The 16,430-nt window shown below is 70.8% G+C and carries 16 protein-coding genes; 13 read left to right on the top strand and 3 right to left on the bottom strand.

Annotation, left to right across the window (positions count from 1 at the left end):
- Positions 1-8 precede the first annotated feature (8 nt).
- From ACFC06_RS23510 to ACFC06_RS23500, 3 genes are all read left to right on the top strand, one after another.
- The gene (locus tag ACFC06_RS23510; protein ID WP_375934945.1) at positions 9-854 is read left to right on the top strand and encodes an NmrA family NAD(P)-binding protein; all 846 of its coding nucleotides are present in this window, start codon (positions 9-11) and stop codon (positions 852-854) included.
- Positions 855-948: 94 nt separating this feature from the next.
- Positions 949-2,358: an MFS transporter gene (locus ACFC06_RS23505; protein WP_375934942.1), complete on the top strand. Its 1,410-nt coding sequence runs from the start codon at positions 949-951 to the stop codon at positions 2,356-2,358.
- Between the two features lie 22 nt (positions 2,359-2,380).
- Positions 2,381-2,611, top strand: a complete 231-nt coding sequence (locus ACFC06_RS23500; protein ID WP_375934939.1) for a hypothetical protein — start codon at positions 2,381-2,383, stop codon at positions 2,609-2,611.
- 1 nt (position 2,612) lies between these two features.
- On the opposite strand, the gene ACFC06_RS23495 is transcribed toward ACFC06_RS23500, so the two are convergent.
- On the bottom strand, positions 2,613-3,755 hold the full coding sequence (locus tag ACFC06_RS23495; RefSeq protein ID WP_375934937.1) for a DUF5925 domain-containing protein: 1,143 nt from the start codon (positions 3,753-3,755) through the stop codon (positions 2,613-2,615).
- Positions 3,756-3,875: 120 nt separating this feature from the next.
- Between ACFC06_RS23495 and ACFC06_RS23490 the strand changes: the two genes are divergently transcribed.
- Entirely contained in the window at positions 3,876-5,444 is a 1,569-nt protein-coding gene (locus ACFC06_RS23490; RefSeq protein ID WP_375934934.1) for an MFS transporter, read from the top strand.
- A 106-nt stretch (positions 5,445-5,550) separates the two neighbouring features.
- On the opposite strand, the gene ACFC06_RS23485 is transcribed toward ACFC06_RS23490, so the two are convergent.
- Positions 5,551-6,267: a hypothetical protein gene (locus ACFC06_RS23485; RefSeq protein WP_375934931.1), complete on the bottom strand. Its 717-nt coding sequence runs from the start codon at positions 6,265-6,267 to the stop codon at positions 5,551-5,553.
- A gap of 155 nt (positions 6,268-6,422) precedes the next feature.
- On the opposite strand from ACFC06_RS23485, the gene ACFC06_RS23480 reads away from it, so the two are divergent.
- Genes ACFC06_RS23480 through ACFC06_RS23450 form a run of 7 tightly spaced genes read left to right on the top strand, consistent with a single transcriptional unit; the run spans position 6,423 to position 12,610 of the window.
- A complete protein-coding gene (locus ACFC06_RS23480; RefSeq protein WP_375934928.1) occupies positions 6,423-7,421 on the top strand; it encodes a FecCD family ABC transporter permease in 999 nt (332 codons plus the stop codon).
- Positions 7,418-8,470, top strand: coding sequence for a FecCD family ABC transporter permease (locus tag ACFC06_RS23475; protein WP_375934926.1), 1,053 nt, complete (start codon positions 7,418-7,420; stop codon positions 8,468-8,470). Before ACFC06_RS23480 ends, ACFC06_RS23475 begins: the two co-directional genes overlap by 4 nt.
- Before the next feature lie 8 nt (positions 8,471-8,478).
- On the top strand, positions 8,479-9,291 hold the full coding sequence (locus ACFC06_RS23470; RefSeq protein ID WP_375934923.1) for an ABC transporter ATP-binding protein: 813 nt from the start codon (positions 8,479-8,481) through the stop codon (positions 9,289-9,291).
- A 46-nt stretch (positions 9,292-9,337) separates the two neighbouring features.
- Positions 9,338-10,333 carry an ABC transporter substrate-binding protein gene (locus tag ACFC06_RS23465; RefSeq protein WP_375934920.1) on the top strand — a complete coding sequence of 332 codons (996 nt, stop codon included), beginning with the start codon at positions 9,338-9,340 and terminating at the stop codon, positions 10,331-10,333.
- The gene (entS, locus tag ACFC06_RS23460) at positions 10,330-11,556 is read left to right on the top strand and encodes an enterobactin transporter EntS (protein ID WP_375934917.1); all 1,227 of its coding nucleotides are present in this window, start codon (positions 10,330-10,332) and stop codon (positions 11,554-11,556) included. Before ACFC06_RS23465 ends, entS begins: the two co-directional genes overlap by 4 nt.
- A complete protein-coding gene (locus ACFC06_RS23455) occupies positions 11,553-12,392 on the top strand; it encodes a siderophore-interacting protein (protein WP_375934914.1) in 840 nt (279 codons plus the stop codon). The genes entS and ACFC06_RS23455 overlap by 4 nt, the downstream gene beginning before the upstream one ends.
- Before the next feature lie 2 nt (positions 12,393-12,394).
- On the top strand, positions 12,395-12,610 hold the full coding sequence (locus tag ACFC06_RS23450; RefSeq protein WP_375934911.1) for a phosphopantetheine-binding protein: 216 nt from the start codon (positions 12,395-12,397) through the stop codon (positions 12,608-12,610).
- Positions 12,611-12,650: 40 nt separating this feature from the next.
- Here ACFC06_RS23450 and ACFC06_RS23445 read toward each other — a convergent pair whose 3' ends face one another.
- Positions 12,651-14,306 carry a (2,3-dihydroxybenzoyl)adenylate synthase gene (locus ACFC06_RS23445; protein ID WP_375934908.1) on the bottom strand — a complete coding sequence of 552 codons (1,656 nt, stop codon included), beginning with the start codon at positions 14,304-14,306 and terminating at the stop codon, positions 12,651-12,653.
- 87 nt (positions 14,307-14,393) lie between these two features.
- On the opposite strand from ACFC06_RS23445, the gene ACFC06_RS23440 reads away from it, so the two are divergent.
- Both ACFC06_RS23440 and ACFC06_RS23435 read left to right on the top strand, forming a co-directional pair.
- On the top strand, positions 14,394-15,266 hold the full coding sequence (locus tag ACFC06_RS23440) for an SDR family oxidoreductase (RefSeq protein WP_375934906.1): 873 nt from the start codon (positions 14,394-14,396) through the stop codon (positions 15,264-15,266).
- Positions 15,263-16,411: an isochorismate synthase MenF gene (locus tag ACFC06_RS23435; RefSeq protein WP_375934903.1), complete on the top strand. Its 1,149-nt coding sequence runs from the start codon at positions 15,263-15,265 to the stop codon at positions 16,409-16,411. Before ACFC06_RS23440 ends, ACFC06_RS23435 begins: the two co-directional genes overlap by 4 nt.
- Positions 16,412-16,430: the final 19 nt, after the last annotated feature.

Below are 16,430 nucleotides of genomic sequence, written 5' to 3'. Positions count from 1 at the left end.
CTCGAGGCATGCCAGAAAACATCACTGACCAGCGAATCTCCCTCATCACCGGCGGCACGGGCAAGACCGGCAGCCGCGTGGCCGCGCTCCTGGCGGCCACGGGCCACCGGGTGCGCATCGGCTCACGGACCGCCCCGATCCCCTTCGACTGGACCGACCGGACCACCTGGGCGCCCGCCCTCGCCGGTGTCGACGCCGTCTATCTCGCCTTCCAGCCCGACCTCGCCGTCCCCGGCGCACCGGATGTGGTGCGCGCCTTCACCACCGAGGCGGTGGCCGCCGGTGTGCGCTCGGTGGTACTGCTGTCGGGGCGCGGTGAGCCCGAGGCCCTGGAATGCGAACAGATCGTGCGGGATTCGGGCCTGGCCTGGACCATCGTGCGGTGCAGCTTCTTCGCACAGAACTTCAGCGAGGGCGCGTTCCTGCCCGATGTGCTCGCCGGGGCCGTCGCCCTGCCCAACGGGGACGTGCCCGAGCCGTTCGTGCACGCCGACGACATCGCCGAGGTGGCCGCCGCCGCCCTCACCGACCCCCGGCACGCGGGCGAACTGTACGAACTGACCGGGCCGCGCGCGCTCACCTTCGCCGACGCTGTCGCCGAGATCGCCGAGGCCGTGGGGCGCGAGATCGTGTTCGTCCCGGTGCAGCGCGCGGAATTCGTTGCGGCTCTTTCGGAATACCAGGTCCCCGATGACGTGATCAGCCTGCTCGACTACCTCTTCGGCACCATCCTCGACGGCCGCAACTCCGCCACCGCCGACGGGGTCCGCCGCGCGCTGGGCCGCGAACCGCGCGACTTCCGCGACTACGCGAAGGAGACCGCCGCCACCGGGGTCTGGACGCCGACCGCCTGACGACCCACGCGCGGGCGGCTCGGTGCAGGCCCGGTGACCTCGGCGCGAGGTGAGCTCCAGGGACCCTCGAAGCGCGGCCGGTACCGTCGAGACGGTGACTCCAGCGACGATCGACCGGCGCCTGCGCGAGGCCAGGGCGGCCGTGTTCGCGACGTTCACGCTCAACGGGTTCCTGCTGGCGATGTGGGTGGTGCACATTCCGGCGATCACCGACCGGACCGGGGTGTCGGCCTCGGTGCTGGGGATGCTGATCCTGTTGCTCGCGGGCGCGGCGATCGTGGGGATGCGGCTGGCCGGGCCCGCGGCCGACCGGTTCGGCAGCCGCACCCTGGTCGCGGTCGCCGCCACCACCATCTCGGTGACGGTGATCGGGCCGGGCCTGGCGGGCGGGCCGGTCACCCTGGCGCTGGCGCTGGCCTGTTTCGGGCTGGGCAACGGGGCGCTCGACGTCTCGATGAACACCCAGGCCGTCCATGTCGAACGGGCCTACCAGCGACCGATCATGTCGGCGTTTCACGCCATGTTCTCCGGCGGCGGCTTCGCCGGGGCGCTGGTGGGCGCGACCGCCCAGCGCGCGGGCTGGGCACCGGAACTCACGCTGACCTGCGCGGGCGCCGCCGGGCTGATCATCACGGCACTCCTGGTCCCCTACCTGCTCCACCACCCGACCACCGAAACCAGCTCCCGCGCAGAGCACTACGACCCCGAACCCGCGGTCGGCCCGAGCCCGGCCTCCCGCGACGCGAGCGGCCACGCCACCGCGTCGAGCCGCCCGATCGAGCCGGGTCCCACCACCGGCAACGCGACCAGTCGGGCCGCTGAACCGAGCCGTACAACTGAACCGGTTCCCGAGCACAGCGATCGCGGCCACGCCACCGCCGCACCGAGCTCAGCCACCGAGCCGGAACTCGCCGAGGCCGACCAGGGAAAGCCCGCGAGCGGCTCGCGCGGCCGACGGTCGGCACGGGCCCGGCGTGTGTACTCGCTCGGTCTCATCGCGTTCGTGCTGTTGCTCGCCGAGGGTGTGGCCGGTGACTGGAGCGCCTTGCAGGTGCGCGAGCATCTCGGCGCCACCGAGGCCGACGCGGCACTGGCCTTCGGCGCCTTCTCGGCCACCATGACCCTGGGCCGGTTCCTGGCCGACCGGGTCAGTGGAGCCTTCGGCCCGGTGGCGATCGTGCGCTACGGAAGCCTTTTGGCCGCAGCGGGATTCGCCGTCGTCATCGCCTCACCGTGGTTGCCGCTGACGCTGGCAGGCTGGGCGATGTGCGGGCTGGGCCTCGCCGGTGGTGTCCCCCAGATCTTCAGTACCGCGGGCAATCTCGGTGGTACCACCGCCGCCACGGACATGTCGCGGGTGTTCACCGTCGGCTACCTGGGCCTGCTGGCCGGACCCGCCATGATCGGCTGGCTCACCGCCCTGATCCCGCTCACCGCGGCGCTCGCGGTACCCCTGGTCCTCACCCTGGCCTGCGCCGCGGCCGCGAAGGTCGTCGCCCGGTGAGCGGCCTGGCTACTCTGGGCGCATGTTCGCCAACGATCGGCTCGACGCGAAGCTCGTCCGCGTCGAACGCAAGCTCGACCTGATCATGAAGCACCTCGGCATCACCGACCCGGCCACCGAGCTCGATTTCGGCGAGGTCGACGAATTGCTGCGGCGCGGCAAGAAGATCCAGGCCATCCGGGCCTACCGGGCCCTGCGACCGGACGCCTCGCTGGTGGAGGCCAGGGACGCCGTCGAGGCGCGCCAGATCTAGCTCACAGGTACATCCCGACCTCGGGGGTGCGGTCGGCGGTGGAGCGGATGTGGCTCTCGCCGTCGCGGTGGGCGACGAGTTCGGCGAGGGTGGCGCCGTCGGCGAAAGTCCGGTCGCCGTCGTGGTTCTGGCGGGCGAGCCAGGCACCGGCTTCGGCGGCGGTGAGCCTGCCGACCTCGAGCTGGGCCAGACAGCGGCCCGGCCGGACGACGGCGGGGTGCAGCCGGGACAGGTCCTCGTTGGTGGTGATGGCGATGAGCACCTTGCGGCCCTGGCCGAGCATGCCGTCGGTGAGATTGAGCAGGCGCGAGAGTTTCTGTCCCGCGGCCTCTTTCGCCTCGCCACGGATGAGTTCGTCGCAGTCCTCCAGCACGAGCAGCCGCCAGCGGCCGTCCTCGTCGTCGCCGTCGGCGCCCGCGGCCACCTCCATCAGGTAGCCGGGATTGCTGAACAGCTCCTCCGGATCGACCACGCAGTCGACCTGGCACCACGGCGCCCACGCCCTGGCCAGCGCCCGCAGCGCGGTGGTCTTGCCGGTCCCGGGCTCGCCGTGCAGCAGCACGAGCCTGCCGCGGACATCGGCGACGGCCAGCTCCATCAGCCGGTCCAGGCCCGCCGCGACATCGGCGGAGTAGTTGCCGCGGATCTCCGGCCAGGCCGGGGCCGCGATCCGGCGACGGCGCCGCGCGGGCCTGCGCACATCCATGTGCCAGAAGCCCATCTCCACCGTCGCGTCCGCGTCGCGCGCCTGGGCGGCGCCCTCGGTGGCCTCGGCCAGCACCGCGAGCGCGAGTTCGTCGGTCGTCGCGGTCACCTCGACCGTGGCCGACCCGCCCGCCCAGCGCACCGCACGCAGCGACCAGCCCTCCCCGGCGGCGAGCAGCGCGCTGCTGTCGTCGTCGGCGACGGCGCGCACGACACGCGAGCCCGCGGGACGCAGGGCGGCCTCGGGCCGGGCCCGGTCCAGATGGGTCTGGCGGGCGAAGGGCTGGTCACCGCGCAGGAACGGCGCGAGCGCCAGCGCGTCGACGGCGTCGCGGGTGGAGTAGGTGGAGTCGATGGCCGCCGACCACGGAAACGGCTCGCCCGGTTCCCGCGGCGGCAGTGGATCGACGAGCCGGAGGCGTTCATCACGTGTGGACATCGGGCCCATCCTCGCGGGCCGCCGCCCGGAATGTCCAATGAGTTCCCGGCCGCCCGCAGGCCGGATGCCCCCGAAAAAACCGCTGGCACGTGCACTCGAATCGTCGGTAACGTCGAGGGCGTGACTTCCACCCAGAGCACGCGCGACGCCGCCGAATCCGCCCCGTCGGCCGGGCTCAGGGAGTGGATCGGGCTGGCCGTGCTGGCCCTGCCCACACTGCTGATCTCGATGGATCTGAGCGTGCTCTACCTGGCCATCCCGCACATCAGCGAGGCCCTGCACCCGAGCAGCTCACAGCTGCTGTGGATTCTCGACATCTACGGTTTCCTGGTCGCGGGTTTCCTGATCACCATGGGCACGGTCGGTGACCGGATCGGCAGGCGGAAACTGCTGATGATCGGCGCGTTCGCCTTCGGTGTCGCCTCGGTGGTCGCGGCCTACTCCAGCAGCGCGAACATGCTGATCGGCACCCGCGCGCTGCTCGGCATCGCGGGCGCCACGCTCATGCCGTCCACGCTGGCGCTGATCCGCAACATGTTCCACGACGACCGCCAGCGCACCACCGCGATCAGCGTGTGGATGACCAGTTTCATGATCGGCATGGTGATCGGCCCGCTGGTCGGTGGCGCCATGCTGGAGAACTTCTGGTGGGGCTCGGTGTTCCTGGTCGCGGTGCCCGCGATGGTGCTGCTGCTGGTGAGCGGACCGCTGCTGCTGCCCGAGTACAAGGACCCGAACCCGGGCAGACTCGACCTGCTCAGCGCGCTGCTGTCGCTGCTGTCGGTGATGGCCGTGATCTACGGCATCAAGGAACTGGCCAAGGACGGCTGGGCCGTCGACGCGCTGGCGGTGCTGGCGGGCGGGCTGGTGCTCGGCACGGTGTTCGTGTTGCGCCAGCGCAAACTCACCGATCCGCTGATCGACCTCGGGTTGTTCGGCAATGTGCGCTTCAGCGGGTCGCTGGTGGCGCTGATGGTCGCCATGCTCGCGATGGGCGGGCTGTTCCTGCTGCTGTCGCAGTATCTGCAACTGGTGCTGGGGCTCTCGGCGTTCGAGGCGGGCCTGTGGACGGTGCCGCAGGCGCTGGCCATGGTGGTGGCTGCCGGGGTGGTGAGCGCGCTCGCGCCGCGCGTGCGGCCCGCCTATCTGATGACCGGCGGCCTGGTGATCGCCATGATCGGCTACGCGCTGTTCACCCAGCTCTCCGGCGCCGACGACCTCGCGCTCATCGTCACCGGCATGGTGGTGTTCTCGCTCGGCCTGAGCCCGATGTTCGTGCTCGGCCTCGACCTGATCGTCGGCGCGGTCGACCCGGCCCGCGCCGGTGCCGCGTCCGCGATCTCCGAGACCGGCCAGGAACTCTCGGCCGCGCTCGGCGTCGCGGTGATCGGCAGCATCGGCACCGCGGTGTATCGCGGCCGGATGGCCGAGACACTGCCCGACGGGCTCCCCGCCGAGGTCGCGCACGCCGCCGAGGACACCCTCGCCGGTGCGCTACAGGTAGCCGCGGCCCTGCCCGAGGCGCTCGGTGCCGAGCTGACCACGGTGGCACGCCAGGCCTATACCCATGCACTCCAGGTGAATTCGGTCGTGGGCATCGGGCTCACGGCGGTCGCCGCCGCCCTGGTGATGGTGCTGCTGCGCCGGATTCCGGCACCGAACGAGAGCACCGACGCCGAGGCGAAATAGCTTTCGGACGCCGTGGGCACGGAAACGGCGGAATCCCGCCCGATCATGATCGGGCGGGATTCGTCAGCTCGCCGAGTTGTCCCCTCCACGAGCCGTGGGATGCGACCTACTTGGCAGGCGCGGTGTTCGGCATCGGGGAGTTGATGGTGGTGAAGTACTGCACCGCGGCCATGATCGCGACCGGGGCGGCGATGAACAGCTGGCCGGCGAGGGCGCCGAGCGAGCCCATCGCCATGATGCCGCCGATGCAGCCGATGGCGGCGGCGGGGATGAACGGACCGAACATGCCGACGATGGTCGCCGCGGCAACGGTGGCGCCGGCGATACCGCCGAACACACAACCCACAGCCGCGCCACCGATACCGCCGACCAGCGCGCCGACAGCGGCACCGAGGGAGATGGTGCTGCCCAGACGGCTCCACGCCGCCTGCTCACGGTCGTACTCGCTCTTCCACGGCGCCTTGTCCTCGTAAGGCAGCGCGACCGGCTTGTAGACGGCGTGCGCGGCGTCGAACTTCGGGGTCAGCGTCGCGGTGCGATCGGTGATCTCGGCGGCGATCGGGAACTCGAAGTCGTCGACACGGAAGGCCAGTTCGGTGCCCGCAACGGTGGTGCCGTCGGCAGCCTTGATCTTGAACACACCGTCTTCGACCACCATCGAGCCCGCGTCGGTGCCGATGATCGTGCTGGTCTCGGTGGTGGTGGAGGTGAAGTTGATCGGCGCGCTCGCATCCACGGCAGGAGCTGCGTGGCTGGTACCGGCAACGATGCCCAGGGCAACGCTGACGGTGGAAGCCAACAGGGCGAACTTGGTGATTTTCACGGGGGTGAGCCTTTCGTGTTCCTCGTGTGAACTGCGCGGCGCAACAAGCTGCGGACCGAACGCATCGAGACCATAGCCAGGTAAGCCTCACCTATCAATACCTTGCTTGCGCTAATCTTCGTGGCGAACCGTTCGATGTGAGAGAGATTTTCCTGATGAGTAGTCCGCGCTGGTGCGGCTGGTTGCTGACAGTCGCCCTGCTGATCGCGGCTTGTTTGCTGAGCCTGCTGGTCGGTACGAAATCGATCCCGGCCGGTGAGGTCTGGGCGGCACTGACCGGGCCCGTCACCACCCCCGACCACGTCACCGTCACCGAGTACCGGCTTCCGCGAACCGTTCTCGGACTGCTCTGCGGACTCGCCCTCGGCGTCGCCGGTTGCCTGATGCAGGGGCTGACTCGTAACCCGCTCGCCGACCCGGGTTTGCTGGGCGTGAACGCGGGCGCGGCATTCGCCATCACCGTAGCCGTCGGCATCCTCGGAGTGAGTGAAATCACATCGTATGTGTGGTTCGGCTTCCTCGGTGCCGCACTGGTTTCGGTGGTCGTCTACCGGCTCGGCACCGCGGGCCACACCGGCACCGATCCGATCCGGTTGACGCTGGCCGGTGTCGCCGCCACCGCGGTGCTCGGCGGTCTCACCCGCGGCCTGATGCTCATCGATCCCAAGGCCTTCGACGAGATGCGCCGCTGGGACGCGGGTTCGCTCACCAACCGCGGGTTCGACATCATCGTGGGCGCGGCGCCGTTCATCATCGCCGGGCTGATCATCGCCGGGATCTGCGCGCGTTCGCTCAACGCCGTCGCCCTCGGTGACGATCTGGCCCGCTCGCTGGGCGTGCACGTCACCCGCACCCGGCTGCTCACCGCGCTGGCGCTGGTGCTGCTGTGCGGCACCGCGACCGCGGCCGTGGGCCCGATCGCCTTCGTCGGTCTGGCCGTGCCGCACATCGCGCGCTGGCTGGTCGGGCCCGATCAGCGGTGGATCTTCGCCTACTCGCTGGTGCTGGCGCCGCTGCTGGTGCTCACCGCGGATGTGCTGGGCCGCATCGTCATCCGTCCCGACGAGGTCCCCGCCGGCCTGGTGACCGCGTTCCTCGGGGCGCCGATGCTGATCTGGCTGGCGCGCCGTTCGCGAGTGGGAGCCACCGCATGAGCAAGATCGACTTCGGCCGCACGACGGTGGTGGTGCGGCCACCGCGTCTCGGGTTCACCGCCAGGGTCGGCGTGCGCACCGTGGTGGTGTGCGCGATCCTGCTCGTCATCGCACTGGCCACCGCCGTGTTCGCCCTGGGCACCGGCGATTTCCAGATCCCCGCGGCCCGGGTGCTGCGCGCGTTGTTCGTCGGCGACGAGCGCTTCGACCGGCTGGTCGTCTGGGACTGGCGGCTGCCGCGCATCCTGATGGCGCTGGCGCTCGGCGCGGCGCTGGGTGTCAGCGGGGCGATCCTGCAATCGGTGACGCGCAATCCGCTGGGCAGTCCCGACATCATCGGCTTCAGCACCGGCGCCTACACCGGCGCGCTGCTGGTGATCCTGATCATCGGCGGCGGCAGCTTCCAGACCGCGGCGGGCGCGATGGTCGGCGGCCTCGCCGCCGCCCTGGTCATCCACCTGCTCGCCTTCCGGCACAACGTGACCGGCTTCCGGCTGATCATCGTCGGTATCGGCGTGAGCGCCATGCTCGCCTCGGTGAACACCTGGCTGATCATGCGCGCCGACCTGGACGCGGCCATGTCGGCGGCGGCCTGGGGCGCGGGCTCGCTCAACGGCCTGTCGTGGTCGCAGGTGGCCCCGACGATGATCGTGCTCGCGCTGCTGGCGGTGGCGCTGATCCCGGCCGCGCCGCGCCTGCAGATCCTCGAACTCGGTGACGACACCGCCCGCGCCCTCGGCCTGAACGCCAGCAAGGCCACCGGCTGGCTGATCGCGCTCAGCGTCGGGTTCACCTCGCTGGCCACCGCCGTGGCCGGGCCGATCGCCTTCGTCGCGCTGGCCGCGCCGCACCTGGCGCGCAAGCTCACCCGCACCCCGTCGATCGCGCTGCTGCCCGCCGCCGCGATGGGCGCGACCCTGCTGATCACCTGCGACTGGATCGCCCAGCACGCCTTCGCGCCCACCACCATTCCGGTCGGTGTCGTCACCGGCTCGATCGGTGGCCTGTACCTGGCGTATCTGCTCGTCGCCGAAGCGCGACGGAAATAGGAAGCGATATGAACGACACTCACACCGCGCGGTTGCGCGCGGAAAAGGTACGCCTCGGCTACAAGGGCAACACGATCAGTGACCAGCTCTCCGTGGACATCCCGGACGGCAAGTTCACCGTGATCATCGGCCCGAACGCCTGCGGCAAGTCCACGCTGCTGCGCGCGCTGGCCCGGCTGCTCCCGCCCGACTCGGGCCAGGTGCTGCTCGACGGCAAGCCGGTCACCGACTATCCGGCCAAGGAACTGGCCCGCCAGGTCGGCCTGCTGCCGCAGACCTCGACCGCGCCCGACGGCATCCGCGTCGCCGATCTCGTCGCGCGCGGGCGCTATCCGCATCAGACGCTGCTGCGGCAGTGGTCGCGCACCGACGAGGAGGCCGTCGCCGAGGCGATGGCGGCCACCGGTGTCGCCGAGCTGTCGGCCCGCCCGGTCGAGGAACTCTCCGGCGGTCAGCGTCAGCGGGTGTGGATCTCGATGGTGCTGGCCCAGCAGACCCCGATCATCCTGCTCGACGAGCCGACGACCTATCTCGACATCGCCTATCAGATCCAGCTGCTGGATCTGTGCCGCGCGCTGCAACGCGACGCGGGGCGCACGGTCGTGGCGGTGCTGCACGACCTCAACCACGCCTTCCGCTACGCCGACCACCTGATCGCCATGCGCGACGGCCGGGTGGTGGCCTCCGGGCTGCCCTCCGAGATCGTCACCGCGGAGCTGGTGCAGGAGGTGTTCTCGCTGCGGTGCCGCATCGTCGACGACCCGGAAACCGGTACCCCACTGGTGATTCCACTGGCGGAAAACGCCGCTCAGGTGCACTGACACCGGCCCACGGCCGCCATCGCAAGAAATGAGGATTTCCCCTTCCATGTTCACCCACCGTTCTCCGGGCAGGCTGCGCGCCGCCCTCGCCCTGCTGGTTCTCGCGCTGGTCGCGGCGCTCACCGCGTGCGGCACCTCCTCCGACGACGCCGCGGCCACCGGCCCGCGTGAGGTGTCCTCGGCCAAGGGCCCGATCAAGGTCCCCGCCGACCCGCAGCGCGTCGTCGTGCTCAACGGCAACCTGGCCGGCTACCTCTACGACCTCGGCGCCACCGTCGTCGCGGCCGACCCGCGCCTGCTCGGTGTCCCGAACAAGCCGGGCGAGTTCCCCGTCGGCTGGGCCGAGGACGCGAAGAAGCAGGGCACCCAGGCCGTGCCCTCCGGCGAGAACATCAATCTGGAGTTCATCGCCGCCCAGCGCCCCGACCTGATCATCGGTGGCGGCCAGGGCTACCCGGGCCAGCAGTCGGTCAACGCCTACGACCAGCTCAGCGCCATCGCCCCGACCGTGCTGATGCCGACCGAGACCACCAACTGGCAGGACCAGCTGCGTTTCATCGCCGACACGGTCAACAAGCCCGCCAATGTCGACACCCTGATCGCGAACTACCAGGCCAAGCTGACCGAGGCCAAGAACAAGATCAAGGCCCCCGCCGGCGCGACCGTGGTGATGCAGTCGATCAAGAGCCAGAAGCCGACCCTGTTCGTGCCCACCGCCGCGCTGCCCGCGCTGCTGGCCGAGATCGGTTTCACCCTCGACACCCAGATCGAGGCCAAGGCGGGTAACCCGGCCAAGGAGCAGAGCGCCGACTTCATCAGCTTCAGCCCGGAGCTGCTCAACACCGTCGTCGACGCGCCGGTGCTGTTCACCATCCCGCTCAGCGGTGGCCGCTCGCTCGAGGAGCTGCGTGCCGACCCGATGTACGCCTCGCTGCCCGCGTTCAAGGCGAACAAGGTCTTCGAACTGCCCGCCACCAGCTCGCGTCCGGACTACCGCACCGTGATGACCACCCTCGACCTGCTCGTGGAGCGCTTCCAGTGACCGCTCCCGGCGGATTGCTCCTCGACCTCAGCCCGCTGCGGGCCTCGCGCCCGTTCCGGTGCGCGTTCGCGGCGCGGCTGGTGTCGGTGCTGGGTATCGGTCTGCTCATGGTGGCCCTGCCGTTGCAGGTCTACCAGCTGACCGAATCCAGCGTGCAGGTCGCCGGCGTGGCCACCACCACCGCGGCGGCGCTGTTCTTCGGCAGTCTGGCCGGTGGCGTGATCGCCGACCGCTACGACCGCCGCACGGTGATCCAGTGGTCGCGCAGTGCCGCGGGCCTGGGTTTCGTGATCCTCGGCGTGAACGCCGTCCTGCCGGACCCGTTCCTGTCCGCCATCTACCTCGCCGCCGTCATCGACGGCCTGGCGGGCGGGGTGAGCGGTTCGGCGCTGATGGCCATGGTGCCGGTGCTGGTGGGCCGCGAGAAGGTGGCAGCCGCCGGTGCGCTGGTCTCGCTGACCACCGATCTCGGCACCATGATCACCCCGGCCGTCGCCGGTCTGCTCGTCGCGAAAACCGGTGTGGCCACGGCCTATTTCCTCTGCGCGCTGGCCACCACCGCGACCGTCGGGCTGATCACCGCGATCGGGCCGTCGCCGCCGCCGGAACGTGAGCTGCAGAATCCGCTGCGCGAGCTGGTGGCCGGGATCGGTTTCGCGGTGCGCCACGAATCCATCCGGCTCATCCTGCTCACCGGCCTGATCGGCATGCTCGTCAGCGGTCCGCTGGTGCTGCTGCCCGCCTTCGCCGATGTCGAACTCGGCGCGGGCGCCGGCACGCTGGGCCTGCTCTACGCCGCGCCGGGCGCCGGTGCGGTGCTCGGCACCCTCACCAGCGGCTGGATGGGCCGCGTCCACACCGGCCGCGCGCTGCTGCTCACCCTGGCGCTGATGCCGATCGGCGTGATCGCGGCGGGCCTGTGGTCGCACGCGGCGCTGGTGTTCCTCGGGCTGGCCGGGTTCGGCCTGGCCAGGGCCGTGAACATGGTGCTGCGCTACGCGATGCTGCAACAGAACACGCCCGACCACATGCGCGGGCGCATGTCGGGGCTGCTGATGGTGCAGTCGGTGGCCGGTACCGCGGTCGGCTCGATGGTGGCCGGTGTCGTCGGCCAGATGTTCGCTCCCGGACAGGCACTCGTGTACTACGGCGTGGCCGTCCTGATCCTCACCGGTCTGATGGCGCTGGTCGCCGGGCCGCTGCACAGAAAGGAACAACCGTGAAAGATCGCACCGCCTACGCCGACAACATCGCCGAGGTGCTGGCCGGCGAGCACTACGCCAAGGTGCCGTACCCGATCGGTCTGCAGGAAGTGGAGGTGCTGCGGGTCGCCCCCGTCGGCGCCGCGCTGCGGCGGATCACCTTCGGTGGTCCCGACCTCGCGAAGTTCCACAGCTATGTCCCCGACGAGCACGTGCGCCTGATCTTCCCGGGCGAGGACGGCGTGCTGCGCCTGCCCAAGCTCGAGGGCACCATGCTCGACTGGGGCAACCCGCGCCCGATCTCGCGCGAGTACACCGTGCGCCGCCACAGCGCCGAGGACGGCGAACTCGACATCGATTTCGTCATCCACCCCGGTGGCCTGGCCTCGGACTGGGCCGCCACGGTCACCCCGGGCACCAAGGTGCACATCGCCGGTCCGCCCGGTGGCGTGGTCATCCCGGAGACCTACGACGACTACCTGCTCGCCGGTGACATCACCGCCGTGCCCGCCATCGCCCGCCTGCTCGAGCGCATGCCGCGCGAGACCACCGGCTGGGCGCTGATCGAGGTGGCCGGACCCGAGGAGGAGATCCCGCTCGACGGACCCGCCGGAGTCGAGGTCCGCTGGCTGCACCGCGGCGAGCTCGCCCCGGGCACCAGCGACGTGCTCGAACAGGGTGTGCGCGCGCTGGAAGTGCCCGAGGGACGCCGGATCTACGCGTGGGTGGCCGGCGAGGCGGGCTGCCTGCGCGGGGTGCGCAAGGTCATACGCAACGACCTGGGCATCGGCCCCAAGGACTCGCTGATCGCCGGCTACTGGAAGCGCGGCGTCGCCGATTTCGATCGAGAGGAATGACCATGACCGAGGAACAGGTGATCGCCGACGTGGCCGGCGTGCTGGGTGTCGACCCGTCCGAGCTGACCGCGCAGACCGATCTGCTCGACGCCGGGCTCGATTCGGTGCGCATCATGTCGCTGGTGGAGAAATGGCGGTCGGCCGGCCATGCGGACATCGACTTCCCCACGCTCGCGGGCGATCCCGTGCTCGGCTCCTGGTTCGAGCTGCTGGCCTGAGCCTCGGGGTGGCGTGCCCGGCACGCCACCCCCGGCGGGGTCAGTTCCCGTGCGCGCCTTCGGCCAGCAGCTGCCGCAGTTCCTTGCGGCTGGTCTTGCCGACGCCGGTCTCGGGGAACTGCTCGACCACGACCACCGCGTCGGGCATCTTCCAGGCCGCGACGCCACGCTCGCGCACGAACTTGCGCACCGTGATCAGGGTGGGCCGCCGCACCGGGTCCACCGGCTGGACGAACGCGCAGATGCGCTGTCCGAGAACGGGATCGGGCGTGCCGACGATGACGGCGTCGCGCACGTCGGGATGTTCGAGCAGATGCGCCTCGAGCTCCTCGGCCGACACCTTCTCGCCACCGCGGTTCACCCAGTCACCGGCGCGCCCGGCGACCACCAGATTGCCGTCGGGCCGCACCGCGACGATGTCACCGGTGCGGTACCAGCCCTGCGGGGTGAAGCTGCGGGCATCGGCCTCGGGATTGTCGTAGTAGCCGCGAATCGTGTACGGGCCCTGGGTGATCAGATTGCCCTGCGCGCCCGGCGCCACCTCGGCACCGTCGTCGTCGACGACGGCGATCTGGTCGAATTCCGACATCGGCCTGCCCTGGGTGCTCACCACCACGTCGATCGGATCGTCGAGGCGGGTGTAGCAGACCAGGCCCTCGGCCATGCCGAACACCTGCTGCAGGGTGACCCCGAGCGCGGGGCCGATCCGGCGGGCCAGTTCGTCCTGGCAGCGCGCGCCACCCACCTGGATCACCCGCAGGCTGGACAGATCGGGAGTGTCGCCCGCTTCGGCCCGTTCGGTCCACAGCCGCGCCAGCGGCGGCACCAGGCCGGTGATGGTGACCCCGAACCGCTCGATCAGCGGGAAGGCCGTCGCGGGTGTGGGATCGGGTGTCAGCGCCACCGCGCCACCGGCCCACAGCGCGCCGAGGATGCCCGGCGAGCTCATCGGGAAGTTGTGCGCGACCGGCAGGGTCGCGAGATAGACCGTGTCGCTGCCGAGTTCGCAGATCTCGGCGCTGCGGCGCACGCTGTAGAGGTAGTCGTCGTGGGTGCGCGCGATCAGCTTCGGGATGCCGGTGCTGCCGCCGGACAGCTGCAGGAACGCGACGTCAGCGGCGTTCGGGCCCGGCAGATCGGTGGGCTCGTCCCGGAATTCGGCGATGTCGTGGGTGCCCTCCGGCGCGGTCCGGCCCTCGTCGAGGACGAGCAGCACGTGGCGCAGGCCGGGCACCTCCGCGCGCACCGACTCGGCCAGCGCGGCGTAGTCGAAGCGCTGGTGCACGCCGCTGGTGATCATCGCGGTCGCCGCGGCGGCCTTCGCGATCGGCACCAGCTCGCCGGCGCGGTGGGCGGGCAGGCAGAACACCGGCAGCGCGCCGAGTTCGAACAGCGCGAAGATCACCTCGACGAATTCGGCGCGGTTGGGCAGCTGCACCAGCACCCGGTCGCCGGGGGTGATCCCCAGGCGCGCCAGGCCGGTCGCGAGCGAGCGCGCGCGGTGGTGGAGCTGGTTGTAGGTCCATCGGGTGGCCGGGTCGAGGACCGCGATCCGCTCCGGCGTGTCGGCCGCGCGCGCGGCGAGTACCGCACCGAATGTCTCACCGGTCCAGAGATTTTCGTCACGGTAGCGTTGTGCCAGGTCAGCGGGCCATGCGGTGAAACCGGGGAGTACGGGATCGGTCAAGTCGAGCACCTCTTTCCAGCGGATATCGCGGTGTTGCGGCCGGAGGTTCTGAGGGAAGCTAACCAACCGACTATAGGTTCAGGTTAGGCTAACCTCATGTCTAATGGTGATTCCAGTGGGCGGATCGTCGTCGTCACCGGCGCGGCCGGAGGTATCGGCGCCGCGGTGGCCGCGCGATTCGCGGCCCAGGACCGGGTGGTGTCGCTGTGGGACCTCGATCCGGCGGTGCACGAGACCGCCGCGGCGATCGCGAGCGCGACGCACACCCGTCGATCCGATGATGCCACTCCCGAGCGGGAGAACGGAAGTGTAAGGGCCGCAACACTGATCGAGCGGCGCGCGGCGGTGCACAGTGTCACCGTCGACATCACCGACCCCGCCGCGGTGGGCGCGGCCTTCGACCGGCTCACCGCCGAGCACGGCACCGTCGAGGTGCTGGTGCACGCCGCGGGCATCCTGGCCGGGGGCACCCCGCTCGAGCTCGACCCGGCCGACTGGACCCGCTGTCTCACCGTGAACGCCACCGGAACCATGCTGGTCACCCAGCGCGCCGCCACCGACATGGCCGCCGCGGGCACCGGCGCGATCGTCGTGGTCTCCTCCAACGCCGCAGCCACCCCCCGCGTCGGCATGGCCGCCTACGGCGCCGCCAAGGCCGCCGCCACCGCGTTCACCCGGTCGCTGGCCCTGCAGGTCGCGCCGCTGGGCGTGCGGGTCAATGTGGTCTCCCCCGGGTCCACCGACACCGCCATGCTGCGCGGCATGTTCGGCGGCGACGCCATCGACGAGACCGCCCACACCGCGCTGCTCGACGGCGACCCGGCCGCCTACCGGCTCGGAATCCCGCTGCGCCGCATCGCCGCTCCCGACGACATCGCGTCGGCCGTCCACTTCCTGGCGTCCGACGGCGCCCGCCACATCACCATGCATGACCTGCGGGTCGACGGTGGCGCAACGCTAGATATGTGACCGAAAGGGTGATCACCATCAGTACCGACAGTTCAGACCCCGCTTTCGTCCTGTCCCGTCCGCATCGGACCGTCTCCGCGTCCGCGGGCGGGACGGTCTTCCGGTCGGCGCACGACGCCGTGACCGCGCTGCGCAGCGGGCGGATCAGCCATATCGTCGGCGCACTGCCCTTCACCCCCGGCGCGCCGACCGCGCTGTGGGCGCCGGATTCGGTCACCGTCACCGACTCGCCGTATCTGCCCCGGCCGCACGTCGCGGTGCCCGGCTTCGAGCTCGACGAAGCCGTGCCGGCCCCGGCCGAACACCAGCGCCGGGTCGCCACCGCCGTCGAACTGCTCGGCAGCCCGGCGCATCCGGTGCGCAAGGTGGTGCTGGCCAGGGCCCTGCGCGCGGTCTCACCGACGCCCGTGCGCGCGCTGGACATCCTGGATCTGATGGTCGCCTCCGACCCGCAGTCCAACGGTTTCCTGGTCGACCTGTCCGCCGCCGGTGGGCGATATCCCGGCCGTCACCTCGTGGGCGCCAGCCCGGAGATCCTGGTGCGCCGCACCGGCAACGAGGTGCTGAGTCATCCGCTGGCCGGGTCCACCCGCCGCATCCTCGACGACGCCGCGGCCGACCGCCGCGCCGCCGACGCGCTGCTCACCTCGGCCAAGGACCAGGCCGAACACCGCTATGTCGTCGACCAGGTCTCGGCCGTGCTCAGCGATCGGTGCGCCGAGGTCGTCACGCCCGCGGCGGAACTCACCTCCACCCCGGCGATGTGGCATCTGGGCACGCCCATCTCGGCGACCGTGCCGCTGGCCGGGCCCTCCGCGCTGGAACTCGCGGTGGCCCTGCACCCCACCCCCGCCATCTGCGGCACCCCGACCGGCGCCGCCGCGCGTCTGATCGCCGAGCTCGAAGGCGAACGCGGCTTCTACGCGGGCGCTGTCGGCTGGTGCGACGCCGACGGCAACGGCGAGTGGATGGTGAGCATCCGCTGCGCCGAACTCTCCGACGACGGCACCACCCTGCTCGCGCACGCGGGCGGTGGCATCGTCGCCGCGTCCGATCCGGCCGCCGAACTGGCCGAGACCACCGGCAAGTTCCAGCGCATCCTCGGTCCGCTCGGTATCGCGGACCTGCCCGTCACCGTCGGCTGACACCGACTTTCCATCCGAA

Origin of the sequence: Nocardia sp. NPDC056064, assembly GCF_042266925.1 — a bacterium.
Classification (GTDB): Bacteria; Actinomycetota; Actinomycetes; order Mycobacteriales; family Mycobacteriaceae; genus Nocardia.
The sequence above is the reverse complement of the archived record's forward strand: the minus strand, read 5'-3'. Positions and strand labels throughout refer to the sequence as shown.

Bases quoted from the DNA above. Each gene is read 5' to 3' on its own strand.
- ACFC06_RS23510 (WP_375934945.1), top strand. From the start codon at position 9: ATGCCAGAAAACATCACTGACCAGCGAATCTCCCTCATCACCGGCGGC.
- ACFC06_RS23500 (WP_375934939.1), top strand. From the start codon at position 2,381: ATGTTCGCCAACGATCGGCTCGACGCGAAGCTCGTCCGCGTCGAACGC.
- ACFC06_RS23495 (WP_375934937.1), bottom strand. From the start codon at position 3,755: ATGTCCACACGTGATGAACGCCTCCGGCTCGTCGATCCACTGCCGCCG.
- ACFC06_RS23480 (WP_375934928.1), top strand. From the start codon at position 6,423: ATGAGTAGTCCGCGCTGGTGCGGCTGGTTGCTGACAGTCGCCCTGCTG.
- ACFC06_RS23475 (WP_375934926.1), top strand. From the start codon at position 7,418: ATGAGCAAGATCGACTTCGGCCGCACGACGGTGGTGGTGCGGCCACCG.
- ACFC06_RS23470 (WP_375934923.1), top strand. From the start codon at position 8,479: ATGAACGACACTCACACCGCGCGGTTGCGCGCGGAAAAGGTACGCCTC.
- ACFC06_RS23465 (WP_375934920.1), top strand. From the start codon at position 9,338: ATGTTCACCCACCGTTCTCCGGGCAGGCTGCGCGCCGCCCTCGCCCTG.
- ACFC06_RS23450 (WP_375934911.1), top strand. From the start codon at position 12,395: ATGACCGAGGAACAGGTGATCGCCGACGTGGCCGGCGTGCTGGGTGTC.
- ACFC06_RS23440 (WP_375934906.1), top strand. From the start codon at position 14,394: ATGTCTAATGGTGATTCCAGTGGGCGGATCGTCGTCGTCACCGGCGCG.